Here is a 25,011-nt window from a genome sequence, read left to right as displayed (position 1 = left end):
AAAGACTGTCTGAGGAATCTCAGCAGTCTTTTTTATGTTATACAGCCGGCGGGAAAAGCTGGTCCACCGTTTCTTTCGTTTCTTTCAGAATTTCATGTATGTAATCTGCAGATGCCTGCTCCATGCTGCTGAACAAAAGACGTTCGACAGGCTGAACGCCAATAAAATTGAAGACTTCAGTATCCGTTGTCATGTGATGAGAGGAGGAGAAGCTCATATTGGAATCAAGAAAATTCCTCGGGGCATCGTGCGTGTTGATGATGACCCCTTTTTTGTGCTGAAGTAAATTTTCAATCACTCCATGCTCATTCTTCTGATAAGCAAAACCCTCAGAAAAGACGCGCTCTACATACCCTTTTAGCATAGCCGGCAAGCCTGTCCACCATATTGGAAAAATAAACGTCAGCACATCCGCTTGCTGAATCAGCTTCTGCTCTCTTTGAATGGCGATCGGGACATCACCGCATTTGATCGCAGCCTTTTCTGCAATGGTGAGCTCTGGCGAAAAACCTAGGGCATAGACATCACGAACAGTCACTTTATGACCATTGTTCAATAGAGTGCTCACAACAAGATCTAATAAGGTTTGATTTAAGCTTTGCTGGGGATGAGCAAAAATGATTACATGGTTCATCTCATAGCCTCCTATGTGGTCATCTGTCTCATTATGGCATGTGGATTTATCCTATTCAATCCTATATTGGTAATAACAAGTTGGGAAAATGGAAAATAATTGATTTTTCATAAAAGTAAACAGTGAGATTCGTACATGTGTAAAGGAAGAAAAAGCGATCGTTTCTATGAAAACGATCGCTCAGCGTGTAGACAAACCCTCGCATTCTTTGTCAGTCCTGCGTGCAGGTGCTCACGAATGTCAAATTCGCTCCGCTCCGGTACTCGTCCTTCCTAGACTGCAAAGGTTTTCTATCACGCTGAAAAGAAGACAAAGGGCTAAAATAAAGATCATTTTAGCCCTTTGTCAACAATATAAGCGATCATTTCTGAAAACCGATCGCTCATACAGCTTTTATTTTTTTCTAAAAGCAAGTCCAAGTGCAATCAGCGCCACGACTAGAGCAGCAATGGACAGACCAAGGACAAGTGGTGAAGAAGAAGCAGAGGCTGTTTCAGAGGCCTTTTCTTCTTTTGGTTTTTCTTGACCATGTGAATCCGTTACGGTATTAGAAGCGACAATGTTTGTGATGGAATGAGGTTTATCAGCATCTTTATCACCAGTCCATTCAACGACCGTTCCATCCTTATAATATTGATACGCATCCCATGCAGCTTCACCAGCTTTTTCAGGGTTTTTCGCTACAAAAACGAATTGCTGAAATTGTCCAGCAAGCACACCTTTACCAGTTGCCTCCCAAGTCACTCTTGTCACCTTGCCATCTTTCTCTTCAGTTGACGTTTTCCAGCCAGGTACAGGCTCATATTGCTGGAATTCTACGCCTTTAGGAATTGTCACGACAACCTTAGTCGTTGGACTGTCACTTTCAGAAGGAACCTTTAATGTATAGGTCTCCCAAGCATTTGTCGCAGACGTATCAGGCTTGACTGTTACGTGCGCACTCACAGGAATCGCCAATATAAATGAAGCGAGAAGCATTGGTAATAAAGCTTTAACGTATTTTTTCATATGTGATGAACTCCTTTTAGTTTCTTCTAATAAAGGTGGTATCGATATTCTTAAAAGAACCAGTTAACGCATGGATTTCAATTTTCCATGTGCCTTTTTCATTTAATAAGAGATTTTCAGCAGAGAAATGACCATTTTTTAATCGTTTCAGCTGAAATTCACTTGGTGTCTCATCACCGAATAAAGCCACCTTATGAATCTTGGCTGTCACAGATTGAATATCAGTGATCGTTTCGCCATTCTTCTTTGTAAATGCCACTTCGAATGAGTTTTTCCCCGGGGCATTCGGGGTAATGCTCAAGGACACAATGTCACGATGCTCGACCTGATTGGCGCCAAAGAAAGGCTCAGGTGCAGGCGGAGGAGGGCTCGGAATATTAGTAAAGACAGCCGTTAATAACAAAATGGCGATCCCGATCATCCATTCAGCTCGTAAGGAAACGCTGCGTTTCTGCTTTTTTTCCCATCTCAGCATCAAGTAATGCATAAGCCCAAGCAGGCCCATGATGATAAATAAACCAAGCTTGATTAAAAAGGTACGTCCGTATGCTGATTGGAAAAGAGCGTCAAACGATTGCAAAATAAAGATGGCATTCACAAATCCTGAAAACACAATAAGTCCAACAGAGAGCAGTGCCCAAGGATGAAATGCTGCGAGCGTATTCCGTATGAGCGGCTCATCTTCATTTGGCAGTTTCTTCATCAATAGAAGGACAATGGCTGTTAAACCACCAACCCAAATCGAAGCAGAGACGAGATGGATGAAATCAAGTGATGTTGTGAGTATTTTATTGTCTGTTGCGGCTGGATGTCCGATTTGTGCTTTCAACCAAAGCAGCACTGTGAAGAGAAGCAGTGGAAACAGCCAAACACGAAAAGAAGAGAAGTCCCCTTTTCTCACCGCCACAATCGTCCAGATGGTGAGAAATACAAATGATGCCATAAGCATCATCCACAGACTACCGCCAGAAGTGGACGCAATCGTTTCTTGTAAAAGCGAAGGCTGAAATGCCCCAAAAAAGGACACGTCTGCCGCTGATTTTGTCTGAATCGGCAGCTGGAACACAAGTGCTCCGCCCATCATGATCAATGACAATGTCAAAAGCCGCTTCATTCGTTTCGCCAATACAGGTGAAATCGCTGCCCTGAACCAAAGCAGTCCAAACAAAATGGTGCCAAGGAATAAGCTGAATGACGTATAAAGAAAGGCTTTATCGATAGTTGAAGCCACATCAATGGATTCATCCGTCTGACCTTGCTCTAATTGGTCAAAACCGCCAGCCGCTTTTCCAATACTAAACGGAATCATGCCAGAGACAGAGTGTCCATCCGCTGATACCGCATTCCACTGAATGGTGTAAATCCCTTTAGGTAAATTCTTTTTTAAAGCCGCTTCCATGATCTTTTGATCTTTAATGACCGTATCTCCTTTATCCACACGATCACCTTTTGCATTTAGCACCTTAATGGCATGAAACCCGCTTTCAATTCCTTCACTAAATGTGATCGAGACTGAAGGGGGCTGCTGATCCAGCTCTTCATTTGCCGCTGGGTTCGAGCTCACGACGTATGCGTGAGCAAATGCTTCCTTTGGAATGAAAAAAGCGAACATGACCATAAGAAGCAGAAGCCACTGACTATTTTTAAACAAGGTAAATAACCGCCTTTCTACCTATGAAAATGTCTCATGTATCAGAAAGAAAGCGGCAGTAAACTGTGAGTCACAGAAAAAACCGCTCCTTCTATTGTACCGCCCTCTCTAAAAGGTAAACGAAACAAATAGCAAGATGGTTCACTTTTTCTGTGTCATGTCTGCGCAGACATTTCTTAATTGAATAGGTTTGATCAATTATAAGCCTATTCGATTTAAGAAGAGGAAACAAGAAGTGACCATTTGAAAGTTGTGAAATTCCCATGAATTTTGCGTGAAAACAACGGCATATCAAGCTTTCCACCCATTATATGTTGAGATCTGACAGAGAATTCACATCATTTTTCAATTTTGTCACACACGATGTGACAAAGTGACATTTAGTTTCAATTGATGAGAAAGTGAAAGCGTTTTACGATAGGCATAAGGGCTTCACTGAATCTTGTTCTTATATCTTTTGACCTATAAAGCCCTAAATAAAGGGAGAGAAGAAAGGAGTTTTCATAGATGCAGGAAAAAAGCGGATTTCGCGTAAAAGTACAGCGCTTTGGAAGCTATTTAAGCGGTATGATCATGCCGAATATTGGAGCGTTTATCGCTTGGGGACTCATCACTGCATTGTTCATTCCAAGTGGTTATTTTCCAAATGAACAATTAAATACACTCGTTGGTCCAATGATCAACTACTTGCTGCCGCTCTTAATCGGTTACACAGGCGGTAAGCTCGTATATGACCATCGAGGCGGGGTACTCGGTGCCACCGCTACGATTGGGGTTATTGTCGGTTCGGACATCCCAATGTTTTTAGGTGCGATGATCATGGGACCGCTTGGCGGTTATCTCATTAAGAAAATTGACCAGCTGTTTAAAGACCGAATCAGATCAGGTTTTGAAATGCTGATTAATAATTTTAGTGCAGGTATTCTAGGTGCCATTTTAGTCGCCATTGCTTTCTACGCCATCGGCCCAGTGGTACTAGGTCTGAATAAAGCCCTTGCGGCAGGTGTAGATATCATTGTCAATGCACATTTACTTCCGCTGGCAAGTATCTTCATTGAACCAGCAAAAGTATTGTTCTTAAACAATGCAATTAACCAAGGAATTTTAGGTCCATTAGGGGTGGAGCAAGCGGCGAAGACAGGCCAGTCCGTTCTGTTCTTGCTTGAAACAAACCCAGGACCAGGTCTCGGTGTTCTTCTGGCCTACATGTTCTTTGGAAGAGGGACAGCAAAGCAGTCTGCACCGGGTGCGATTGTCATTCAATTCTTAGGGGGAATCCATGAGATTTACTTCCCATACATCTTAATGAAGCCAAAGCTCATTTTAGCGGTAATTGCTGGGGGAGCAAGCGGCGTTCTAACTTTTACACTGTTAAATGCGGGCCTAAAGGCTGTACCGTCACCAGGAAGTATCATCGCTCTTATGCTCATGTCACCAAAAGGCGGCCATCTTGCCGTTCTAGCAGGTGTTGTCGTGGCAGCGGTCGTATCATTCCTTGTCGCTTCTGTCATTTTGAAAGCGTCTAAAGCAGTGGATGAAGACTTAACAGCAGCAACAGAAAAAATGCAAGACATGAAAGGCAAGAAAAGTGCAGCAGCAGCAGCTCTTACAGCACAAAAAGAAGGTGCTGAAGCAAATGAACAAGCAGCATCTCCAGATGAGATCAATCCAGATGACGTGAACAAAATCATCTTTGCCTGTGATGCAGGAATGGGCTCAAGTGCGATGGGCGCATCCGTTTTAAAGAATAAAGTCAAAAAGGCAGAGCTTGATATTGATGTGACAAATACATCCATCAGCAACATTCCAGATGATGCCGATGTAGTCTTTACTCATAAAGATTTAACAGATAGAGCGAAGGCAAAACTGCCAGGAGCTGTGCATATTTCAGTTGATAATTTCTTAAACAGTCCGAAATACGATGAGCTGATTGAGAAATTGAAAAAATAACATGACGAAACGGGTTGAGTCCAATTTTTCTAATTGAACTCCCCGTTTTGGTTGTTTTCTGATTTTCCATTCTAAAAAAGGTGTGTGATCTTTCATGAAACAAGTACTTTCAAAAGACAATATTTTTCTAAACGAACAAGCGGGCTCTAAAGAAGAAGCCATTAAAAAAGCAGGCGAAGTCTTAGTGGCAAACGGTTATGTCACAAGTGATTATGTTGACAAAATGTTTGAAAGAGAAAATATTTCTTCTACATTTATGGGCAACGGAATTGCCATTCCTCATGGAACAGAGGATGCGAAAGCGGCTGTCCTTCATTCAGGGATTTCCATTATCCAAATTCCAGACGGCGTTGAATACGGCGAAGGAAATGTTGCCAAAGTCGTATTTGGCATCGCTGGTAAAAACAATGAACATCTCGATATTCTTTCTCAAATTGCGATTGTCTGTTCAGAAGAAGAAAACGTAGAGCGTATCATTCATGCAAAGGATCAGGATGAACTGATCGCCATCTTTAACGAGGTGAACTAACATGAAGGCACTTCATTTTGGAGCAGGAAATATTGGCAGAGGGTTTATCGGATCTTTGTTAAAAGCATCAGGATTTGAGCTCGTTTTTACCGATGTAAATGAAGCGGTTATCAACGAGCTGAATGAAAAAGGAGAATACACGGTTGAACTCGCAGCACCAGGGCAGCAGCAAGAAGTAGTCGGTCCTGTGTCAGCCATCAATTCCGCAAAAGATCCAGCTGCTTTAATAGAGGCGATTGCAACAGCTGATCTCATTACAACAGCTGTTGGACCAGCCGTTTTGAACATCATTGCTTCGTCGATTGCTGAAGGTTTAAAACAGAAAAAGCCTGATCATATCATCAACATTGTGGCATGTGAAAATATGATTGGCGGCAGCTCTCATTTAAAGAAAGCCGTTGTCTCTCATTTAACAGCTGATGAACAAGAAGCGCTGTCACAAACAGTAGGTTTTCCAAACGCTGCGGTTGATCGCATTGTCCCAATTCAGCACCATGAGGACATATTGAAAGTATCAGTCGAGCCATTTTTCGAGTGGGTGATTGATGAGACAGGCTTTATTGGAGACGTTCCTCAAATTGACGGAGCGACCTTTGTACAAGATTTGACGCCATTTATTGAACGTAAACTCTTTACTGTCAACACAGGACATGCACTAGCTGCTTATGTCGGGTACGAGAAAGGTGTGCAAACGATTAAAGAAGCTGTCGATACACAAGAGATTCGTCAAGTGGTTGAAGGTGCACTTCACGAAACAGGCAGTTATTTAATCGACACATATGGCTTTCAAAAAGAAGAACATGATGCGTATATTCAAAAAATCATTAAACGATTTGAAAATGCCTTTATCTCTGATGAAGTCACGCGTGTCGCACGCTCTCCACTCAGAAAGCTCGGAGCAGATGATCGTTTAATCGGTCCAGCGAAAAAGATCAAACAGCCACAGTATTTAGTTAAAGGCATCGTGGCAGCTTTGGCTTACGACTTTACTGAAGATGAAGAAGCTGTTCGTCTGCAGGCATTACGAAAAGAAAAAGGCATTGAAGGTGTGCTGGAAGAGGTATGTGGACTCTCGCCAACAGACGATCTTTATCAAGCCATTATTAAAGAAGCAACTCGATAATTTGAACATCCCTTTCCAACGTGCGAAAGGGATTTTTTTCTATGACGTTTTTAATACTTTCCACAGCTTGACGATATATAAAGTAAGGGGGAATTTGTATATGAAAAAGAAAGCGCTTGCTTCAAAAAGTGTATTTTTTCAATTAATGTCTGCCATTATCGTGATCACGATTTTAACAGGCGGACTTGTTGGAACAACGGGATATTTGTTAGCGAAACATGTATTAATTGATGCAGGGAAAGCAGATTTAAAGCACATCGTCAGCGGAGCAATGGCCACACTTGAACAGTTGAATGACCGTGTGGAGAAAAAAGAACTGACGCTTGAGCAGGCGCAAGAACAGGCCCGCCTTTACTTGAGCGGACCCAAAAATGACAACGGGAAGGGATACCAATCTCAAAAATCAGATTTTATCTATAAAAATAAAGGCTATCTGATCGCATATGGCACTGACTACTCAACCCAGGTGCATCCGGTCAACGACATCGGCGTCATTCCAGATAACACGACCAATCGTCAAAAAATGGTCGCCGGTGCCAATGCAAAAGATGAGGATGCACACTATGTGACCTATATGGATAAGGACGATGCAACCGGCGAAGAAAAGGAAAAGCTTGCCTATATGAGCCAGTTTACACCGTGGAATTGGAGTGTAGGCATCGCTGTCTTCCAGGACGAATTTTATAAAGAATTAGAGCAGATGAAGCTCTATATTATTCTCATTACAGCGGGTGTCGCCCTTCTGAGTTTAGGCGTCTTTTATTTAGCTGCCAGAGGAAAAGTCAGACTGCTCAAGCAAGTCACTGCTGCTTCAAAGGAGATTGCAGCGGGGAATATTGAGCGCACGAGCTTAAAGGAAACAACGGATGAAATCGGACAGCTGGCAAAAGGCTTTAACCATATGTCAGGCGAGCTCAGAACACTGGTGAGCGGTTTACAGGAAACAAGCAGTCAGCTTGTGGAATCAGCGACAGATTTATCGGCGATATCTGAAGAAACCTCAGCCAGCAGTGAAGAAATTGGACGAGCCATCGGAGACATTTCGACTGGAACACTTCATCAAGCATCTGATCTTGAAGTAGCCAATCAACAAATGACCCAGTTTAATCAATCTATTGAGAATGTGAAAGAACAGAGTGATCAAATTAAACGGATTTCCGATCAATCGAGTCAATCATCACAGCAGGGCCAGCAAATCGTACAGCAATTAAAACAATCGAATGAACAATCAATTCAGGCGTCTCAAGGCATTAGAGCAGGAATCGAGCAGTTAAGTACAAAAGTACAAGATATCTCTCAAATCACAGATACGATTGAAAGCATTTCAAATGAGACCAATTTACTGGCACTGAATGCCAGCATTGAAGCAGCACGTGCAGGAGAGCACGGCAAAGGCTTCTCAGTTGTGGCGAGTGAAGTGCGGAATTTAGCTGAGCAGACAAAACAATCAGCCGTTCAAATTCAGCAAATGATTCAAGGCATTAAAGAAGAAACGACAACAACAGCTGGTATCATGTCTAACACAATGGATCGTTTTGCCGAGCTAGATGAAGCGGTGCATGCAACAGAACACGAATTCAATGCCATCTCTACATTGATTTCACAAACCATCGTTGAAACAAACGCGATGGCAAAAGAGCTGAATACACTGCTGGAGCAAAACGACCTTATCACAAAAGCCATGCACGGCGCAGCACATGTTTCTCAAGAAAACGCAGCGGCGATCGAAGAAATCACTGCATCCACAGACGAACAAGTGACAGCCATCTCTAATGTGGCAAAAGCAGCAGAAAGACTCAATGAACTTAGCATGCGGTTGAATCAGGACATTGCGCGTTATCGTCTATAATTCATTTTGACTATGTGGTACTATGAAGTTAATCAAAACCTTGCTCACGCAAACAAAAGGAGTGTTTCAGTCATGAAAAAGAAGATATTGATGTTCTTACCTTGTGGCTATGGATACTCTACTGCTGTTTTCTTTGAAGGTAGATAGAAATTGGTGAAGTCTGTCTAAAAAACGAAGAAACTAGCAGAAAAATAAACGTGAGTGAGGGACATAACATGGAAAAAATCACGAGAAAAAACCCAAAAAGTATGCCGAAACCTGTTGGTAACTACAGTCATATTACAAGGGTGCCAAAGGGTGCGGGATTATTTGTTACATCGGGTCAGGTAGGGACAGATATAGATGGGCAGATCCCATCAAGCTTAAACGACCAAGTAACGAATACGTTTGAAAATATCAAAAAAATCCTTGAATCAGAAGGATTGAATGAAGAACATGTGATCAAGGTCAATATATGGGCAACAGAAGAAATCGACTGGGATCATCTATATCCTCAGTGGGATACGATCTTCAAAACAGCTTACCCATCAATGACGGTTGCTTATGTATCAGCTTTAGGATGGCCTGAGCTAAAAATTGAAATTGAACTATGGTGTGCGGATATATGATTTCAAAAAAGAACAGCGATGCTGTTCTTTTTTACTTGAGCCGCTTTGTAATCCATCCAGCAAAGAATGTAAAGACGGTATAGACAATAACCCAAATGAGAAAAGATTCATTCCCGCCAATATAGGTGAACATGAAGATCATGCTCGCTAACAGCACAATCAAAGTAGGCATCCAAACATTCTTCAAAAGGAGCGTACCGAAAATACCAATCAGCACAGAGATAATGGGAAAGCCAAATACAATGAATAAAATAAAAACAGCCATACGACTAACTCCTTTTAACAAGTGTTTACATCAAAACATAAAAGACCGACGCAGCCATGTGCGGAAGTGCAAAAATGATCACAAGAAAAGCCGTATCAAGGCGCCACAAGCGGTGTTCTTTTGTTTCAGAATGATAGGCTGCTCGTGTCTCTTCTCCACTTGTCCATGCACCCATTAGCACCCCAGACATCACGACCCCAATAATTGAGATTCCGCCGCTGACAAACCCAATCCATTCAAGTTGTTGCAACAGGATAGCGGCGCTGCAAATCACAATCATTGAGCAAACACCGACGAAAAAAGCATGTTTTTTTCTCATTTTGGTTCACTCCCTTCAAAACAATTAGGAGATCGCATCACATATTTCAATGAAATGACCATCAGGATCAGACACATAAGCGACTGTTTGACCCCATGGTTTTTTTGCAGGTTCCTTGATGATCGGAACCCCTTTATCTTTCATTGAAGCAATTGTTTGATCCACATCATCCACAACAAAGCCAATCTCAAACGTTTGAGACGCTTGATTTGCTTCTGGGACAGGCAATCCTAGTGCCTCTTTGACATCCTGGCGTGAATTAATCGATAACGTCACGTCTCCAGTGTCAAACTCAACATAAGATTCAACCCTCAATTTTATAGGGAAACCAAGAACATGTTGATAGAAATGAATACTTGCCTCAACATCGTTTACATATAGAATGGTATATTTCATTTTCATGTGAAAAACTCCTCTCTTCATATACGTGTCAAAAACGGAAAGGTTTCCCACTCATTGTACCATATAGGATATAAGGTGTATTTCGTGCCAAAAAAATCAAAATAATTAGCTCAATAGTCTTGAAAAACAAAAAGTGGTGACATATGATAAAAATGTAAAATTAGAAAAAATAGGGGGATTTTACATGTTGAAAAAAATCATGGTAGCTGTCTTGTCTTTAGGTCTTTTACTAAGCTTTACACAAGTCGACACCCACACAGCAGATGCAAAGACAGTGAAGTACAAAAACTGCAAAGCGCTGAACAAAGTATATAAAGGCGGCGTAGCAAAAAGCAAAAACACGAAAAACAAAGGCGGGAAAACAAAGTACAAGCCTTATGTATCAAAAGCACTTTATCAAAAAAATATGCGGCTTGACCGTGATAAAGACGGCATTGCATGTGAACGCTAAGCACCTGTGAAAAGACCTGTCACAAGGTCTTTTTTCTATGGGATCAAACTCGTCCCTTTGTGCCAGCTTCATCTTTATATTAAAATAAAGATAGTTTCAAAAATCGATACAAAGTGGGGTACTCAATTTGTCAACACAAGCTCATAAGAAAGACATCCGATTGATTGCCATTGATATGGATGGTACGCTGTTAAACAGTGAGCACATCATTCCAGAGGAAAATAAACAAGCGATTAAAGAAGCTGAAGCAAAAGGGGTCCATGTAGTCATTAGCACAGGACGGACACTGATGACATGCCGAGAGCTGGTTGAGCCGCTCAAGTTATCTTCTTACCTTGTGACAGCAAACGGAAGTGAGATCTGGGATTCAAACTTCCAGCTGATCGAACGAGATCTGCTGCATCCTGATCACGTCCAAATGATGTGGGATTTAAAAAATAGGTACGAAACCGATTACTGGGCTTCGACTGTGGATAAGGTGTGGAGAGGTGAATTCCCAGAACGAATTCATGACCATGAATGGCTGAAATTTGGCTTTGATATTCATGATGATGACGTTCGTGAGGAAGTCCTCAATACATTGAAAACAAATAAGCATCTAGAAATCACAAACTCAAGTCCAACGAATATCGAAGTCAATGCAGCCGGCATTAACAAAGCGGCAGCTCTTGCAAAAGTAGCAGAACGCATTGGCTGTACGATGGACAACGTCATGTCACTTGGCGATAGTCTCAATGATATGGCGATGATTCAAGAGGCCGGATTAGGCATTGCCATGGGAAATGCGCAGGAAGTAGTGAAAGAGGCCGCTGATTGGATTACAGCGCCTAATACAGAACACGGCGTGGCAAAAGCCATCCAACATTGGGTGCTGTCTAAATAGGGTGCATTTCATACAAGAAAAAGTGAGAGGACTTTGCCTCTCGCTTTTTTTGTTTTCTCCTAGTTCGATTGTTATGTTTTCTGCCAATTTCATGTGCAGTCTATGCAAAGTTGGTATAATCAATATAAATTCGAATATTCGGACTTTATATTCCGTATTTCGGAACAACAAGGAGGGATTCTATGTATCAAGTGGATATCAACTGTGATTTGGGAGAAAGTTTTGGTCAATACACAATCGGTGCAGACGAACAAATCTTAGAATATGTCACCTCAGCCAACATTGCTTGCGGTTTTCACGCAGGAGATCCAACGGTCATGAGAAAGACAGTTAGAATGGCACTGGATAAAGGGGTCAAAATTGGTGCACATCCTGGTTTGCAAGATTTGGCCGGCTTTGGCAGACGTCCAATGGCTATCTCCGCAGAGGAAGCTTATGATCTTGTCATCTATCAAATTGGTGCTCTATCAGCCTTTCTCAAGGCCGAGGGCGGCACAATGCAGCATGTCAAACCACACGGAGCCCTCTACAACATGGCGGCTAAAAATACTGAATTATCTGAATCAATTGCGAAGGCTGTGTATGATGTGGATCCAAACCTTGTGTTATTTGGTCTGTCAAGGAGTGAACTTGCGTTAGCAGGTGAACGGATAGGTCTGCAAGTGGCACATGAAGTTTTTTCTGATCGGACGTATCAAACAGACGGGACGCTAACATCGCGCCGCGAACCACATGCACTCATTGAAGAGGATGAACGTGCCGTCCAGCAGGTTGTTCGTATGGTGCGAGAAGGCAAGGTTCGTACAGTTCAAGGGAAAGATATCGAGCTCAAAGCAGATACGGTCTGCATTCACGGAGACGGCAGCCATGCGCTTCAATTTGCAAAAACCATTACAGCAAAGCTAAAAGAAGCCGGCATCCATCTCAAGGCCTTTCAATAAAAATCGTCATCAAAGGGGGAAACAGCATGAAAACAGAGAAAGTCAAACACGTGAAGGCACCAAAGGGGAATCGGTCTATGCTGATGGGCGCTGCCTTTTTAATGGCGACGTCCGCGATTGGACCGGGATTTTTAACACAAACGACCGTCTTCACACAGCAGCTTGCGGCTAGCTTTGGATTTGTCATTTTGATCTCAATTTTATTAGATATTTTTGCACAAACAAATGTATGGCGCATCATTGCCGTGTCAGAAAAACGAGGTCAGGATATTGCAAATATGGTGCTCCCGGGTCTCGGGTATGTGCTCGCCTTTTTGATTGTCATTGGAGGACTTGCCTTTAACATCGGAAATATCGCTGGGGCTGGTCTTGGTTTTCAGGTGATTTTCGGTGTCGATCCGCGAATTGGCGCAGGGATCAGTGCTGTGATTGCCATTCTCATCTTTGTGATCAAAGAGGCTGGGAAAGCGATGGACCGTTTCACACAGGTAGCAGGCTTTGTCATGATTGGACTGATGCTGTATGTAGCGATTTCAACAGCGCCGCCAGTTGGAGAAGCGGCGGTGAGAACATTTGTCCCAGAGAAGATTGATATTTTATCCATTGTGACACTTGTGGGCGGAACGGTAGGCGGCTATATCGTCTTTGCTGGCGGGCATCGCTTGCTGGATGCAGGTATTAAGGGGAAGGAAGCACTGCCGCAAGTGACGAAAAGCTCTATTTTCGGTGTCTTAATTACTTCTGTCATGCGTGTAGCACTCTTTCTTGCCACATTAGGAGTTGTTTCAAAAGGCTTGCAGATAGATCCATCCAACCCGCCTGCCTCTGTTTTTCAATTAGCTTCAGGAAATATCGGATATAAAATGTTCGGGATTATTATGTGGGCTGCGGCGATTACATCCGTCATTGGAGCAGCATACACATCTGTTTCTTTCTTCAAAACCTTCTCACCAAAAATTGAGCAAAACCAGCGTGGCATTATCATTGGTTTTATTGCTCTTTCTACCCTTTGTTTTATTACGATCGGAAGACCTGTGAACATCTTGATATTAGTTGGAGCGATCAATGCATTGATTTTGCCGCTCGCCCTTGGCACATTGCTTGTTGCGGCTTATAAGAAAGACATTGTCGGAGATTATCGCCATCCTTTCTTTTTGACAGTGTCTGGTGCATTTGTTGTGGTCATCATGGCGATAATGGGCGGTTATACCATCATCAATGAAATCCCGAAACTATGGAGCTGATTCAGATGAATACTTACCAAACATACGAACCTTCACAAATTCGAGAATTGATTCGCGAAAAAAAGATCGCAGGACCAACGGCCGGCTTTGCTGAGGGGTTTGCTCAAGCCAATTTAATGATTGTCAAAAAGGAACTTGCCTTTGATTTTCTTTTATTTTGTCAGCGGAATCCGGCTGCATGTCCCTTGCTTGATGTACTGGACCCAGGTGATCCAGTGCCAAGACGGTCGGCGCCTCAAGCGGATATTCGTACGGACTTTCCTAAGTACCGTATTTACCGAAAAGGGATTCTTGAAGAAGAGGTTACAGATATCACTGCTTATTGGGAGGATGATATGGTTGCCTTTCTCATTGGATGCAGTTTTACGTTTGAGCACGCGCTTATGCTGAATGACATTCCTGTCCGCCATATTGAAGACGGTCATAACGTACCCATGTATCAAACGAATATAGCTTGTGAAAAAGCAGGAGTCTTTCATGGCCCGATGGTGGTCAGCATGAGACCTATTCCGGCGCATCAGGTCACAAGAAGTGTTCAAGTGACGTCTCGATTTCCATCAGTCCATGGCGGACCGATCCATATAGGGGACCCAGCGGTGATTGGCATTTCCGATGTGAACCAGCCTGACTTTGGAGAACCATCTGTGATCAAAGAAGGAGAAGTCCCGGTGTTTTGGGCATGTGGTGTGACACCGCAAGCCATTGTCATGCATACAAAACCCGACATTGCGATCACTCATGCACCCGGTCATATGTTCATCACAGATCGAAGAGATCAAAAGCTAGGTGTACTGTAGAAAGAGAGGTGTCCTCAAGTGGCTTTTTCAACGATAAAAGATTCCATCACCTACCACCCGCTGGGAGATGCAGCGATCGTCATCCAAGCTGGAGCTGACATACATGAGGAGATTCATGCACGTGTTGAGCAGCTGTTTGCATGTATTGAACAGCACCCATTTGAAGGGTATGTAGAAGCGGTTCAAGCCTTTACAAACGTGACTGTTTTTTACGAGCCTTATACCGTTCATCAATCGGCCCAGCTTCAAAAACATGACCTGTCTCCGTATGAATGGGTCAAAGGCTATATTGAACAACTTCTTGAAGACAAATGGCAGGAGGGAGTTCAGGTAAAGCGCCGCATTGTGGATATTCCAGTCTGTTACGGGGGAGCGCTGGGCCCTGATTTAGAAGAGGTTGCCCGTATCAATGGTTTAACGCCAGAGGAAGTCGTACGTATTCACACTGCCGGGACGTATCTTGTCTATATGATTGGATTTGCCCCAGGGTTTCCGTTTTTAGGCGGGCTGTCTGAAAAGATTGCAGCACCACGCAGAGAAACACCAAGGATGTCCATTCCAAAAGGCTCTGTTGGTATTGCGGGAAAGCAGACAGGCGTTTATCCAATTTCCACACCAGGGGGCTGGCAGCTCATTGGACAAACCCCGCTGCCACTTTTTCGCCCAGACGAGGAAATTCCGAGTCTATTGAAAGCAGGGGACGAGGTCAGATTTGTCCAAATGTCTGAAAAGGAATTTTTCAGCATGAAGGAGGCAGAACGTTGAGTATTCATGTCGTCAAGCCAGGGATGTACACAACCATTCAAGATAAAGGGCGGCAAGGCTATCAAAAGTATGGCGTCTTAACGAGCGGCGGCATGGACCCGCTCTCACTTAGAATCGCCAACATTCTCACTGGCAACCAAGAAAACGAAGCCGTGCTGGAAGTCACGTTGATGGGGCCGGGTCCTGTGCTCACATGTGAGAAGGATCAGCTCATTGCAGTCACTGGTGCTGATGTAGAGATTGATATTGACGGAGAGCGGGCACCTTTATGGAAGCCGCTCTTTGTCCGATCAGGAAGCACGATCACCTTTGGTCTTTGTAAGAGAGGCTGCCGCGTTTATCTTGCTGTGGCAGGTGGATTTGATGTGGAGCCAGTCATGCAGAGCAAAAGCACTTATGTAAGAGCAGGGATCGGTGGACTGAATGGGCGTCCTCTTGAAAAAGGCGACGTTCTGCCCATTGGAGAGCCGTCTCTCGTAGCGAATCATTTGTTTGATAGGCTAAAAAATAAAGTGAATCAGTCGGGATACGGCGCACCAGATTGGACAGTGAGTCACGCTTATTTTTTGCCGCTGCGGAAATCGCCAGTGATTCGTGTGCTGGCAGGGAGGCATCTTTCTCATTTTCAAGAAATATCTCAAACTGCATTTTTTGAGAAGCCTTATCAGGTCACACCCCAATCAGATCGTATGGGCTGCCGGCTGAAGGGGAAGCCGGTTCATTTAAAAGAAAAGCTGGAATTGATCTCAGAAGCTGTCGCCTTTGGATCCATTCAAATTCCTCCCGATGGCCAGCCGATTATTCTGCTGGCAGATCGGCAAACGACAGGGGGATACCCGCGTATTGGAGAAGTAGCGACTGTAGATTTGCCGCTTATTGCACAGGCGATGCCTGGAGCAAAGCTGTATTTTGAACAAATAGATCATCGGGATGCAGAGCAGGCGTTATTTAAGCAAGAAGCAGAACTGAGGGAGCTTACCGCAAGAATCAAGCTGGAAGCATTCTCGTTTAGAAAAGGTGAAGAAGATGCAAAACACAAATAAAACGGTTGTGAAATCAATGGAGATTTTGCGGCTGTTTATCGCTCACGATCAATTAACATTAAATGAAATGATCGAGCTATCTGGTATGCCGAAAACATCTGTCCATCGCATGGCGAGCTCATTAGCCGATATGGGACTGTTAGAAAAGCAAGAAACAGGTGCTTATCGATTAGGCTTAATGTTCCTTGAATACGGTCAGCTTGTGGCGGACCGCCTTGATATTCGGAGGATTGCGAGACCATTTATGGAAAGCTTACGTGATGAAGTGGGAGAAGCTGTACAGCTCATTGTTCGCGAGGGTGACGAAGCCATTTACGTGGAAAAGATAGAAGGTACGCAGCCTGTTCGTCTCTACACCGCCGTCGGTAGACGCTCCCCCCTATATGCAGGTGCCTGTGCGAGAAGTATTCTTTCCTTTTTGCCAGAGAGCGAAAGACTTGCCTATATTGACTCAATTGAGCTGGGTAAGATCGGAATTGGGACTATTACAGATAAAGAGGTTCTAAGAAACATGCTCGAAGAATCAAATGCGCGGGGATATACGTTAAGTTATTCTGAGCTTGAAAACTATACAGCGGCCATTGGAGCTCCTATTTTCAATCATCTGGGGGAAGTGGCAGCAGGTATTAGCATTGCAGGATTTGAAGCAGGCTATCAAAAAGAACGCTTACCTTACTTAATTCAACAGGTGAAAAAAGCCGCCAGTGATATTTCGAGAGAATTAGGCTTTTCGTCCGAACAAATAAAAAGCCAATGACCGTCAAGATCATTGGCTTTTTTGCGTGCAGTTATTAGAAAGTTTTTCCTAAAGCTTTTGCACGTTCGATTGCATCTGCTTTAATTTGCTCTGCTTTCGCAGGCTCAGCATTGTGACCTTCAACGATAAGACCTTCGAAAGAAGGAATTCCGAAGAAGTTCGCAATTGTACCAAGGTAACGGTGACCTGCTTCAAGTTCAGCAGCAGGACCTTCAGTGTAGTATCCACCACGTGCTTGGATGTGAAGAGCTTTTTTGTCTGTTAATAAACCAACAGGACCTTGCTCAGTGTATTTGAATGTTTTACCAGCTACAGCAACAGAGTCGATGTATGCTTTAAGAACTGGTGGGAATGAGAAGTTCCAAAGTGGTGAAACAAATACATATTTGTCAGCAGAAACGAATTGATCACTTAATTCGTTTAGGCGAGCAACTTTTGCTTGCTCTTCAGCTGAAAGTGTATCGAAGCCAGCACCAGATTGAAGTTTGCCCCAGCCAGCGAATACATCTGCATCAATGTGAGGAATGTTTTCTTTGTACAAATCGATATGTACAACCTCGTCACTTGGGTTTGCTTCCTTATAAGATTCGATAAATGCCTTAGCAGTAGCCATACTGTAAGAAACTGTTTCATCATGCGGATGTGCAGTGATGTATAAAACTTTTGCCATGTTCATTCAATCCTTTCTGTTTCGGTTATTTTTTTAGCGTATCCCAAAGGTACGCTGAATATGTGGCATCTTTAATCATATTGGAATGCTATGAAAAAGATGTAACAAGCACAGTTACATAAAAACTGATATTTTCATTGTAATCACATTGTAGTTTGAAGTCAAGATATAAAGTCTCGAAATCAAGATAAAAAGTTTGTAAATTTTTCTGGAACACTTAAACACGCAGATTTCAGCGCAAAAAACCTACTCTTATTGAACAAAAAATCGTTCAATACCGCAAGTAAAGAGTTTGTAAAGGCGCTGCAGCTCAAAAAAAGATGGATGCCCCTAAGTCATCTGCTACAAGCATCTGTTCTCCAAATTCGTATATATAAGAGAAGGCAGGAGAGAGTGAGGGATAAGATTGGGACGATCCTATGTTGCGATTGGGGATTCCTTAACAGTTGGGGTGGGGGCACGTTTATTTGGCGGAGGATTTACTCAGCGGTTTCGATGGATGCTTGAAAAAAAGACGCATGCACCGGTCGAGCTGTCTGTATTTGCAAAGTCAGGGTTAACGACCGATGAGATTTTACAGCTCTTCAAACGGTCTGAGGTGAGACGTGCCATTGCAGCTGCTGACATCATCACCATCACAGGCTGTGGGAATGACCTTGTTCAAGCTGTTCAACAGTACGAAGAAGGTGAAGATGAAAAGAAACTACTGCAAGCGGTCATGCATTGCCAGGCGAATTTTAGCAAGATGATTCAAGAAATTGCTCAGATCAAAAGAGGGCAGCATGAGCCCTATTGCGTATATCTCATGAATTTATATAATCCTTTTCCACAAATACCAATAGCCGGGCGGTGGCTTCAGCAATATAATCAACAACTTCGTTTGCTTGCTGCGAATCCGCATGTAGAAGTTGTGGATGTGTATCGCGCGTTTGAAGGGCATGAAAGAGCTTACTTATCGATTGATCAATTTCACCCGAATCCTAAGGGGTATGATGCAATGGCAGAAGCATTGTATCAACAATACTGTAAACAGCTGTAATCCGGTGGGATTGCAGTTTTTTTCATCCTTTTCAATAAATGACGGTTTCGATATGATAAAAGAAACGAAGGCGAAAGAGGTGTGCAGGCATGGAGGAGATCAATGCGTTTTTTCAAAAGATGACAGGAACGGCTTATGAAGTAGGAAAACAGCAGGCTCTCTGGCTGAAGGAGAACCCGCTGCTGCAGACACAATATATTCGAACAGAACCGGTAACACAACAGGCTGTGAAGGAAACGAAGCAGCTGATCCGTCCTTTTCTTCCTCAATTAGATGAAGAAATTGCTGGGTTTTGTGATGAAATGCAATTAGATGAGCGTTATTTGACCTTTTTCTATTCATCGCATCTTCAGCCAGGCTGTTCCCATTGTGTGAGGCAGGGGAATATGGCAGCCGGTCAACAAACGGTCATGCTGCGTAACTATGATTTCTCCCCGATTTTTGATGATATGCGTCTTGTGACGACACATGTGAAAGGCTTGGCATGTCATACTGGTTCGTCGCTGCTGTTGTTTGGCAGATCTGATGGAATGAATGAGCATGGTCTTGCTGTGACTTTCTCCGCTTGCGGTCCGCCGGTTGGCAATGAACCCGGTTTAAAGCCTCCAGCAGTCGCCGGTTTGCAGGTGTATCATGTGATTCGCTCTGTTCTGGAATCTTGTCAAACGGTCGAGGAAGCCATTCGCTCAATCCAGGAAATGCCCGTTGCCTCAAATGTTCATATCATGCTTGCGGATCGAAAAGGAGAGGCGGCTGTGATTGAAATCATCGATGGTCAAAAAAGGGTGAGAAGACCGGAGACAGGTTATATTGCCGCAACGAATCATCCGGTAGCTGATCAAACAGCAAAAGGGATGACCAAACATCATTCTATTGTCAGATACGATATGTTAATGGAGGCTTTAAAAGAACAACGATCAAATGATTCTCTTGTGAAGCTGTTCCAGACAGAATATCCTGATGGTCTAACTGTGCACAATTATGAAGAGCTGTTTGGAACGATGCGAACCGTCATGTTCCGTCCGGAAGAAGGCACAATCGATTATTGCTTTGGCTCTCCAGTGTACAATCCGACTTATTCTTTAAAAGCCGGGGGTTCACTGCCTTTTCATGAACAAAAGGTACAATTTCATCAAAAGGATTATGGACCGTCATTTTGGAGGAGTGTCTAATGATCCCTTGTTTATATTTTGTCACAGCCGCTGTGCCAAATTCAGATCAACTTAAGATTGCATCGCTCGTTGAAAGCGTTTTATATTAAGGTGTGACAATAGACCTATTTATACAGAAGGAGGCATTTCATGTACATAACGGCACGAGAACAGAAAGTCATTAAATACATCATTCAGCAAAATCGTTATGTCACCATTCGTGAGATAGCCGATTCTGTTCAGGTGAGTACAAGAACGATCCATAGAGAACTAAAATCTATTAAACCAATTTTGAAAGATTATCATCTTTCATTAGATAAACAGCCGGGAAAAGGCTTAAAGGCAGTTGGCGAACAGGAGGATAAACAGCGGCTTCTTGCTCATATGTCAAGTGAGGATCAAATTGAATATAGCTCGGATGAACGAAAGCTCTTAATCCTATGTGCGCTGCTTGAAGCGAAGGAACCGGTGAAATTATACACACTCGCAGCTGACTTGCAGGTAACAAATGCGACGATCAGCTATGATTTAGATGAACTGACGGAGTGGATTGCTCCATACGGTTTGCAGCTTATCCGCAAGCGCGGGTACGGCATTGAATTAAAAGGGCCGGAGGAAGCAAAACGGAAAATTGTCGGCAATCTCATTGTTGACCGGCTCGACATTCAATTGTTTTTAGAAACGATTGAAATGAATATCAAACATCGAACGAAAGCAACGGAAAAGGTGTTTGGCGTTGTCAGCAGAGGTCAGCTGCTCAAGGTAGAAAGACTGCTCTTTCATTTGAAAGATCGACTGTCACTTTCCTTATCTGATAGTGCCTATATTGCACTTGTTGTTCACTTAACCTATGCCATCGAACGTATTCAGCTTGGGGAAACCATTCGAATGGAAGAGGAAGAGCTGCTGGAATTAAAGCGGACGAAGGAATTTGAATCATCACTCCGAATGGCAAGAGCGCTTGAACGCATGTTTAATGTGGAGATCCCTGAAGCGGAGGTCGGATATATGACCATCCACCTTCGCAGTGCAAATCGCAGCTTTGGGGCAGAATACCGTATTGATGAAATCGAGCTGGATATCGCGCTGAGAACGAAAAAGCTCATTGATTTTATTTCAAATAAAACCGGCTATCATCTTAATGAAAATGATTCATTGTATGAGGGACTCGTATCTCATCTCGAACCTGCCATGAACCGTCTAAAGGAAAAGATGAGAATCTATAATCCGCTCACACAACAAATTAAAAAAGACTACTTTTTGCTGTTTATGGCGATAGAAGAGGGAGTCGAGCGTTTCTTTCCAGAGATTGAATTTCCAGAGGATGAAATCGCCTTTCTTGTGCTTCACTTTGGCTCAGTGCTTGAAATCAAAAAAGAAGAAACAAAAATTCATGCGCTTGTTGTTTGCTCAAGCGGCATCGGTTCCTCGAAAATGCTCGCCTCTCGGTTGAAAAAAGAATTGCCGGAGATCGCCAAATTCGATCTATCCTCTTTGATAGAGCTAAAGGAAATCGATGCATCGAGCTATGACATGATTGTCTCGACCGTTCCGATACCATATGAGCATATCGATTACATTATGGTCAGCCCCCTCCTAAACGAGGATGATGCCATGCGTGTGAAGGCTCATATTAAACGGAAGATTCCTTATATCATCGAGAAAAAAAGAACAAAAGAATCTCCCAAAGAATTGGTGCAAGAAACCGTTAATATGATGACGGTTGCAGAGCAGGTGACGAATTATATGTTTGTGATTCGCAGCATCCTGTCCCGTTTTACCATTGAAAAAAGAAAGACGATGCCGAAGCATGATGAAACCATCAGTCAGCTGCTTCGTCAGCTTGAAGAGGAAGGGCTTATCATACATGCGGATGATGTAGCGAGCGGCCTTTTGGAACGTGAACAGCAAGGCGGCTTAGGCATACCTGGTACTGAATTTGCTCTTTATCATTTAAAGCATGCATTCATCAAGGAACCAATCTTTCATATTTATGATCTTGATCAAGCATACGAGGTTAAAAGCATGGATGGCGGGCAGCAGCAGATGTCACGAATGCTCATGATGCTGGCGCCGCAAGAGCTTGGCAAGGAAGGGTCAGAAATGTTTAGTCTGATCAGTTCATCCATCATTGAAAGTGAAGAAAGCATGGCGCTTTATGGACAAGGGACAAAGGAAGACATTGAACAGAAATTACATCAGCTTTTCTATCAATTTGTCAAAGAGGCAAAGTGGTAAGAAAAAGGCCGAGAGCTTAGTCGCTTCTCGGCTTTTTTGCTGTGACACAGACAGCAAGGGTAGGACGAATGTCTTCATACTCAATAGAAAATTGGTCAAACCCTGCAAACTGCATGTCATTTAATATGTTTTCACCCATCTCTTTTGTCCGATTGGCGTCAGCTCCTTTTTCTCTTGGCTGCATGACAATAACGAGTGTTCCTCCTGGTTTCAAGGTGTGGTAAAGATTGAGTAAGCCCGTCTTTGGATCATCCCAAATCGTAAAATTGTTAACAGACAGCACTTTGTCATACTGCTCTCCGGGAAGGCGTGTTTTCTCGATTTTTCCGACATACAATCGGACCTGTTTGTCTTTTGCTCGTTTGCTGACGCGGGACTGTGCTTGCTCCTGCATGATTGAAGAAGCATCCAGCCCATCAATGTGAAGATCTTGATAATGCTTGAGCATATGTTTGATGCTGTAGCCGGGTCCATAGCCAATCTCCAAAATGTTTTCACCATCTGTCAGATCTAAGTGGCGGATGGCCCACTGATTCAATGATTTATTTTCATTTGCCATAATGAGTCCAGCGATGCTTCCGAGCCAGCCTTTTGGTCTGCTAAAGGTTTTTGAAATGGTAGACAGCATGTGAGAACTCTCCTTTTTGATGATCATGTAACCGATTTTTCTCCTCTTCAAACATGTTGATTTTCGGGAACACATCTGTACAGCTTCATGATGTTTGAGTGGGAAAATGAGGTGGTAATGAAAGGATACATCAACAAATCAAGGAGGAGCTTACACATGGATTTACGTGAATATTTAACAAATGGCATTCCGCGCCAAACGCAGGATCAGCAGCCAGGCAGTGAAAGAGAAATGAATCCAGCGCCGATCTTTGAGGATGAATCATATCAAGGTTCTGGCAAGCTAAAAGGAAAAGTGGCACTGGTTACAGGCGGAGATAGTGGAATCGGACGGGCAGTATCTGTTGCCTATGCAAAAGAAGGAGCACATGTCGCCATTGTGTATTTAAATGAACATGAGGATGCAGAAGATACGCAAAAACGTGTAGAACAGGAAGGCGTCAAATGCTTAACGATTGCAGGAGATGTCGGTGACGAAGCCTTTTGCGAGAAAGCAGTAGAAAAAACAATTGAAGCCTTCGGGCAATTAGATATTTTAGTAAATAATGCGGCTGAACAGCATCCGCAAGAACGTATTCAAGATATTTCAAGTGAACAGCTTCACCAAACCTTTAGAACCAACTTCTATTCCTATTTCTATTTTACGAAAAAGGCACTGGATTATTTAAAACCGGGAAGCTCCATTATTAACACAACATCAATTAACCCATATAGAGGTAACCCAGTGCTAATTGATTATACGGCGACAAAAGGAGCCATTAACGGCTTTACGCGTTCTATGGCACAATCGCTTGTGAAAGATGGGATTCGGGTAAACGGTGTAGCGCCAGGTCCAATTTGGACGCCGCTCATTCCATCTACATTTGATGAAGACAGCGTGGAAAGCTTCGGGGCAGAAACCCCGATGGGAAGACCAGGACAGCCTGTTGAGCATGTCGGCTGCTTTGTGCTGCTGGCTTCTGACGAATCGTCTTATATGACAGGACAGACACTTCACGTCAATGGCGGTTCCTTTATGAATACATGATCTACGCGGCACCGCCCAGCTTTGATTGGGCGGTGTTTTTAGTATTTCTTGCGATTTTTCTGCACAGATGTGACAGACCATACGATAATGCCCACAACAACTGCAGCAATGACAAGTGAACTCAAATGGAACAACGTTTCATGATGCATGTTCAACTTCTCCCTTCATTGAACCTGTTTTCTATAGCATCAGCCAGAAAGTATCTTTTTATGAAAAACACATTTCTTTGTTTAATGAATGGGCTGTCGTGGAAACCTACGAATACGGATGAAATTTTGAAGGAGTGAAACGATATGTCTCAAGAAGAATTAAAACAGAAGGTAATAAACCTATTAGATGAACAAAAGGTCGGAACATTGGCGACTGTTGAACAGGATAAGCCGCATACTCGCTACATGACGTTTTTCCATGAAGGTCTGACGTTATATACACCAACGAGTAAAGAAACACATAAAGCAGATGAAATTGAAAAAAATCCAAATGTTCATATTCTCATTGGATATTCAGGCGAAGGATTTGGTGATACTTATGCAGAAATTGCAGGCACCGCAACATTAACCGATGATCCGGAACTGATCGACCGCCTTTGGTCTGATGAGATGGAGAAATGGTTTAAAGGAAAAGATGACCCGAATCTAGTGATTCTGAAGATTGACCCAACCTCCATTCGTTATATGAATGAAGGAAGCCGTACACCAGCAGAATTATCACTTTAACACTTGCGTAAGCAGGGGGAATGTGTTATAGTTTGATATTAAGTGTTGAAATAAGCAAATAAATAAAGAAAGTAAACTTTCTTTTTTCTATAACATAATGAGAAGCAATAGAGCTTCTACTTGATAAGAACGAGACGCTGTCAAAGCGAACAAACTTATTCTTTTCCTTCTGCACCCGCCCCCCTATATAAGCGGAAGAATGGAAAAAAGACGTTTTGATTTACAATTCACACTGGCGCGGCTTCGGAGCCGTAAGGACGAATGAGAGGTAGGGCTTTCGTTGTCTTGTTATCCAGAACTTCCATGGCGTTTACTTTCAAACGT

Annotated in this window: 26 protein-coding genes; 18 read left to right on the top strand and 8 right to left on the bottom strand. The window is 43.1% G+C overall.

Annotated features, from left to right (window positions below; all coding sequences use genetic code 11):
- Positions 1–37 precede the first annotated feature (37 nt).
- The 3 genes from C9414_RS16990 to C9414_RS16980 all read right to left on the bottom strand — a co-directional run bounded on the left by C9414_RS16990 (position 38) and on the right by C9414_RS16980 (position 3,293).
- Positions 38–634, bottom strand: coding sequence for an NAD(P)H-dependent oxidoreductase (locus C9414_RS16990; protein WP_047202686.1), 597 nt, complete (start codon positions 632–634; stop codon positions 38–40).
- 393 nt (positions 635–1,027) lie between these two features.
- Positions 1,028–1,642: a YcnI family copper-binding membrane protein gene (locus C9414_RS16985; RefSeq protein ID WP_107164131.1), complete on the bottom strand. Its 615-nt coding sequence runs from the start codon at positions 1,640–1,642 to the stop codon at positions 1,028–1,030.
- A 16-nt stretch (positions 1,643–1,658) separates the two neighbouring features.
- Positions 1,659–3,293, bottom strand: coding sequence for a copper resistance CopC/CopD family protein (locus C9414_RS16980; protein ID WP_107164130.1), 1,635 nt, complete (start codon positions 3,291–3,293; stop codon positions 1,659–1,661).
- Between the two features lie 507 nt (positions 3,294–3,800).
- Between C9414_RS16980 and C9414_RS16975 the strand changes: the two genes are divergently transcribed.
- The 5 genes from C9414_RS16975 to C9414_RS16955 all read left to right on the top strand — a co-directional run bounded on the left by C9414_RS16975 (position 3,801) and on the right by C9414_RS16955 (position 9,352).
- Positions 3,801–5,243 (top strand): PTS mannitol transporter subunit IIBC, encoded by a 1,443-nt coding sequence (locus tag C9414_RS16975; RefSeq protein ID WP_059375998.1) that lies wholly within the window; start codon positions 3,801–3,803, stop codon positions 5,241–5,243.
- Between the two features lie 94 nt (positions 5,244–5,337).
- Positions 5,338–5,772: a PTS mannitol transporter subunit IIA gene (locus C9414_RS16970; RefSeq protein WP_008347215.1), complete on the top strand. Its 435-nt coding sequence runs from the start codon at positions 5,338–5,340 to the stop codon at positions 5,770–5,772.
- 1 nt (position 5,773) lies between these two features.
- Positions 5,774–6,895, top strand: a complete 1,122-nt coding sequence (locus tag C9414_RS16965) for a mannitol-1-phosphate 5-dehydrogenase (protein ID WP_107164129.1) — start codon at positions 5,774–5,776, stop codon at positions 6,893–6,895.
- A gap of 100 nt (positions 6,896–6,995) precedes the next feature.
- The gene (locus tag C9414_RS16960; RefSeq protein ID WP_047203813.1) at positions 6,996–8,744 is read left to right on the top strand and encodes a methyl-accepting chemotaxis protein; all 1,749 of its coding nucleotides are present in this window, start codon (positions 6,996–6,998) and stop codon (positions 8,742–8,744) included.
- 215 nt (positions 8,745–8,959) lie between these two features.
- Positions 8,960–9,352, top strand: coding sequence for a RidA family protein (locus C9414_RS16955; RefSeq protein ID WP_107164128.1), 393 nt, complete (start codon positions 8,960–8,962; stop codon positions 9,350–9,352).
- Between the two features lie 31 nt (positions 9,353–9,383).
- Here C9414_RS16955 and C9414_RS16950 read toward each other — a convergent pair whose 3' ends face one another.
- Genes C9414_RS16950 through C9414_RS16940 form a run of 3 tightly spaced genes read right to left on the bottom strand, consistent with a single transcriptional unit; the run spans position 9,384 to position 10,338 of the window.
- Positions 9,384–9,617: a DUF2651 family protein gene (locus tag C9414_RS16950; RefSeq protein ID WP_039176568.1), complete on the bottom strand. Its 234-nt coding sequence runs from the start codon at positions 9,615–9,617 to the stop codon at positions 9,384–9,386.
- Between the two features lie 25 nt (positions 9,618–9,642).
- Positions 9,643–9,936: a DUF5316 family protein gene (locus C9414_RS16945; protein ID WP_107164127.1), complete on the bottom strand. Its 294-nt coding sequence runs from the start codon at positions 9,934–9,936 to the stop codon at positions 9,643–9,645.
- A gap of 24 nt (positions 9,937–9,960) precedes the next feature.
- On the bottom strand, positions 9,961–10,338 hold the full coding sequence (locus C9414_RS16940) for a VOC family protein (protein ID WP_041089114.1): 378 nt from the start codon (positions 10,336–10,338) through the stop codon (positions 9,961–9,963).
- Between the two features lie 184 nt (positions 10,339–10,522).
- Here C9414_RS16940 and C9414_RS16935 point away from each other — a divergent pair, with 184 nt between their 5' ends.
- The 8 genes from C9414_RS16935 to C9414_RS16900 all read left to right on the top strand — a co-directional run bounded on the left by C9414_RS16935 (position 10,523) and on the right by C9414_RS16900 (position 17,219).
- Positions 10,523–10,789 carry an excalibur calcium-binding domain-containing protein gene (locus C9414_RS16935; protein WP_107164126.1) on the top strand — a complete coding sequence of 89 codons (267 nt, stop codon included), beginning with the start codon at positions 10,523–10,525 and terminating at the stop codon, positions 10,787–10,789.
- Positions 10,790–10,916: 127 nt separating this feature from the next.
- The gene (locus tag C9414_RS16930) at positions 10,917–11,672 is read left to right on the top strand and encodes a Cof-type HAD-IIB family hydrolase (protein WP_024425552.1); all 756 of its coding nucleotides are present in this window, start codon (positions 10,917–10,919) and stop codon (positions 11,670–11,672) included.
- A 182-nt stretch (positions 11,673–11,854) separates the two neighbouring features.
- Positions 11,855–12,613 (top strand): LamB/YcsF family protein, encoded by a 759-nt coding sequence (locus tag C9414_RS16925; RefSeq protein WP_107164125.1) that lies wholly within the window; start codon positions 11,855–11,857, stop codon positions 12,611–12,613.
- A gap of 26 nt (positions 12,614–12,639) precedes the next feature.
- Positions 12,640–13,857 carry an NRAMP family divalent metal transporter gene (locus C9414_RS16920; RefSeq protein ID WP_107164124.1) on the top strand — a complete coding sequence of 406 codons (1,218 nt, stop codon included), beginning with the start codon at positions 12,640–12,642 and terminating at the stop codon, positions 13,855–13,857.
- Positions 13,858–13,862: 5 nt separating this feature from the next.
- The gene (locus tag C9414_RS16915; protein ID WP_107164123.1) at positions 13,863–14,654 is read left to right on the top strand and encodes a putative hydro-lyase; all 792 of its coding nucleotides are present in this window, start codon (positions 13,863–13,865) and stop codon (positions 14,652–14,654) included.
- An 18-nt stretch (positions 14,655–14,672) separates the two neighbouring features.
- A complete protein-coding gene (gene pxpB / locus C9414_RS16910; protein ID WP_047203818.1) occupies positions 14,673–15,419 on the top strand; it encodes a 5-oxoprolinase subunit PxpB in 747 nt (248 codons plus the stop codon).
- Positions 15,416–16,462 carry a 5-oxoprolinase subunit C family protein gene (locus C9414_RS16905; RefSeq protein ID WP_107164122.1) on the top strand — a complete coding sequence of 349 codons (1,047 nt, stop codon included), beginning with the start codon at positions 15,416–15,418 and terminating at the stop codon, positions 16,460–16,462. The genes pxpB and C9414_RS16905 overlap by 4 nt, the downstream gene beginning before the upstream one ends.
- Entirely contained in the window at positions 16,446–17,219 is a 774-nt protein-coding gene (locus C9414_RS16900) for an IclR family transcriptional regulator (RefSeq protein WP_059376019.1), read from the top strand. Before C9414_RS16905 ends, C9414_RS16900 begins: the two co-directional genes overlap by 17 nt.
- 34 nt (positions 17,220–17,253) lie before the next feature.
- Here C9414_RS16900 and C9414_RS16895 read toward each other — a convergent pair whose 3' ends face one another.
- Positions 17,254–17,889, bottom strand: coding sequence for an FMN-dependent NADH-azoreductase (locus tag C9414_RS16895; protein WP_024720223.1), 636 nt, complete (start codon positions 17,887–17,889; stop codon positions 17,254–17,256).
- A gap of 406 nt (positions 17,890–18,295) precedes the next feature.
- On the opposite strand from C9414_RS16895, the gene C9414_RS16890 reads away from it, so the two are divergent.
- From C9414_RS16890 to C9414_RS16880, 3 genes are all read left to right on the top strand, one after another.
- Positions 18,296–18,928 (top strand): GDSL-type esterase/lipase family protein, encoded by a 633-nt coding sequence (locus tag C9414_RS16890; protein ID WP_107164121.1) that lies wholly within the window; start codon positions 18,296–18,298, stop codon positions 18,926–18,928.
- A gap of 89 nt (positions 18,929–19,017) precedes the next feature.
- Positions 19,018–20,100 (top strand): C45 family autoproteolytic acyltransferase/hydrolase, encoded by a 1,083-nt coding sequence (locus C9414_RS16885; RefSeq protein ID WP_106025681.1) that lies wholly within the window; start codon positions 19,018–19,020, stop codon positions 20,098–20,100.
- 129 nt (positions 20,101–20,229) lie between these two features.
- The gene (locus C9414_RS16880) at positions 20,230–22,317 is read left to right on the top strand and encodes a BglG family transcription antiterminator (RefSeq protein ID WP_039176599.1); all 2,088 of its coding nucleotides are present in this window, start codon (positions 20,230–20,232) and stop codon (positions 22,315–22,317) included.
- A 16-nt stretch (positions 22,318–22,333) separates the two neighbouring features.
- Here the strand turns inward: C9414_RS16880 and C9414_RS16875 are convergent, their stop codons facing one another.
- On the bottom strand, positions 22,334–22,945 hold the full coding sequence (locus tag C9414_RS16875; RefSeq protein WP_107164160.1) for a class I SAM-dependent methyltransferase: 612 nt from the start codon (positions 22,943–22,945) through the stop codon (positions 22,334–22,336).
- Positions 22,946–23,101: 156 nt separating this feature from the next.
- Between C9414_RS16875 and C9414_RS16870 the strand changes: the two genes are divergently transcribed.
- Positions 23,102–23,971: an SDR family oxidoreductase gene (locus tag C9414_RS16870; RefSeq protein ID WP_107164120.1), complete on the top strand. Its 870-nt coding sequence runs from the start codon at positions 23,102–23,104 to the stop codon at positions 23,969–23,971.
- 293 nt (positions 23,972–24,264) lie between these two features.
- A complete protein-coding gene (locus tag C9414_RS16865) occupies positions 24,265–24,687 on the top strand; it encodes a pyridoxamine 5'-phosphate oxidase family protein (protein WP_059376035.1) in 423 nt (140 codons plus the stop codon).
- The last annotated feature ends 324 nt before the right edge of the window (positions 24,688–25,011 follow it).

Source organism: Bacillus sp. Nf3, from assembly GCF_003028545.1.
In the GTDB taxonomy this organism is placed as follows: domain Bacteria; phylum Bacillota; class Bacilli; order Bacillales; family Bacillaceae; genus Bacillus; species Bacillus safensis.
This window is presented reverse-complemented; position numbering and strand designations above follow the sequence as displayed.

Coding starts and splice junctions, on each gene's coding strand:
- C9414_RS16990 (WP_047202686.1), bottom strand. CDS start 634: ATGAACCATGTAATCATTTTTGCTCATCCCCAGCAAAGCTTAAATCAA.
- C9414_RS16985 (WP_107164131.1), bottom strand. CDS start 1,642: ATGAAAAAATACGTTAAAGCTTTATTACCAATGCTTCTCGCTTCATTT.
- C9414_RS16975 (WP_059375998.1), top strand. CDS start 3,801: ATGCAGGAAAAAAGCGGATTTCGCGTAAAAGTACAGCGCTTTGGAAGC.
- C9414_RS16970 (WP_008347215.1), top strand. CDS start 5,338: ATGAAACAAGTACTTTCAAAAGACAATATTTTTCTAAACGAACAAGCG.
- C9414_RS16965 (WP_107164129.1), top strand. CDS start 5,774: ATGAAGGCACTTCATTTTGGAGCAGGAAATATTGGCAGAGGGTTTATC.
- C9414_RS16960 (WP_047203813.1), top strand. CDS start 6,996: ATGAAAAAGAAAGCGCTTGCTTCAAAAAGTGTATTTTTTCAATTAATG.
- C9414_RS16955 (WP_107164128.1), top strand. CDS start 8,960: ATGGAAAAAATCACGAGAAAAAACCCAAAAAGTATGCCGAAACCTGTT.
- C9414_RS16950 (WP_039176568.1), bottom strand. CDS start 9,617: ATGGCTGTTTTTATTTTATTCATTGTATTTGGCTTTCCCATTATCTCT.
- C9414_RS16945 (WP_107164127.1), bottom strand. CDS start 9,936: ATGAGAAAAAAACATGCTTTTTTCGTCGGTGTTTGCTCAATGATTGTG.
- C9414_RS16940 (WP_041089114.1), bottom strand. CDS start 10,338: ATGAAAATGAAATATACCATTCTATATGTAAACGATGTTGAGGCAAGT.
- C9414_RS16935 (WP_107164126.1), top strand. CDS start 10,523: ATGTTGAAAAAAATCATGGTAGCTGTCTTGTCTTTAGGTCTTTTACTA.
- C9414_RS16925 (WP_107164125.1), top strand. CDS start 11,855: ATGTATCAAGTGGATATCAACTGTGATTTGGGAGAAAGTTTTGGTCAA.
- C9414_RS16920 (WP_107164124.1), top strand. CDS start 12,640: ATGAAAACAGAGAAAGTCAAACACGTGAAGGCACCAAAGGGGAATCGG.
- C9414_RS16915 (WP_107164123.1), top strand. CDS start 13,863: ATGAATACTTACCAAACATACGAACCTTCACAAATTCGAGAATTGATT.
- C9414_RS16900 (WP_059376019.1), top strand. CDS start 16,446: ATGCAAAACACAAATAAAACGGTTGTGAAATCAATGGAGATTTTGCGG.
- C9414_RS16895 (WP_024720223.1), bottom strand. CDS start 17,889: ATGGCAAAAGTTTTATACATCACTGCACATCCGCATGATGAAACAGTT.
- C9414_RS16885 (WP_106025681.1), top strand. CDS start 19,018: ATGGAGGAGATCAATGCGTTTTTTCAAAAGATGACAGGAACGGCTTAT.
- C9414_RS16880 (WP_039176599.1), top strand. CDS start 20,230: ATGTACATAACGGCACGAGAACAGAAAGTCATTAAATACATCATTCAG.
- C9414_RS16875 (WP_107164160.1), bottom strand. CDS start 22,945: ATGCTGTCTACCATTTCAAAAACCTTTAGCAGACCAAAAGGCTGGCTC.
- C9414_RS16870 (WP_107164120.1), top strand. CDS start 23,102: ATGGATTTACGTGAATATTTAACAAATGGCATTCCGCGCCAAACGCAG.
- C9414_RS16865 (WP_059376035.1), top strand. CDS start 24,265: ATGTCTCAAGAAGAATTAAAACAGAAGGTAATAAACCTATTAGATGAA.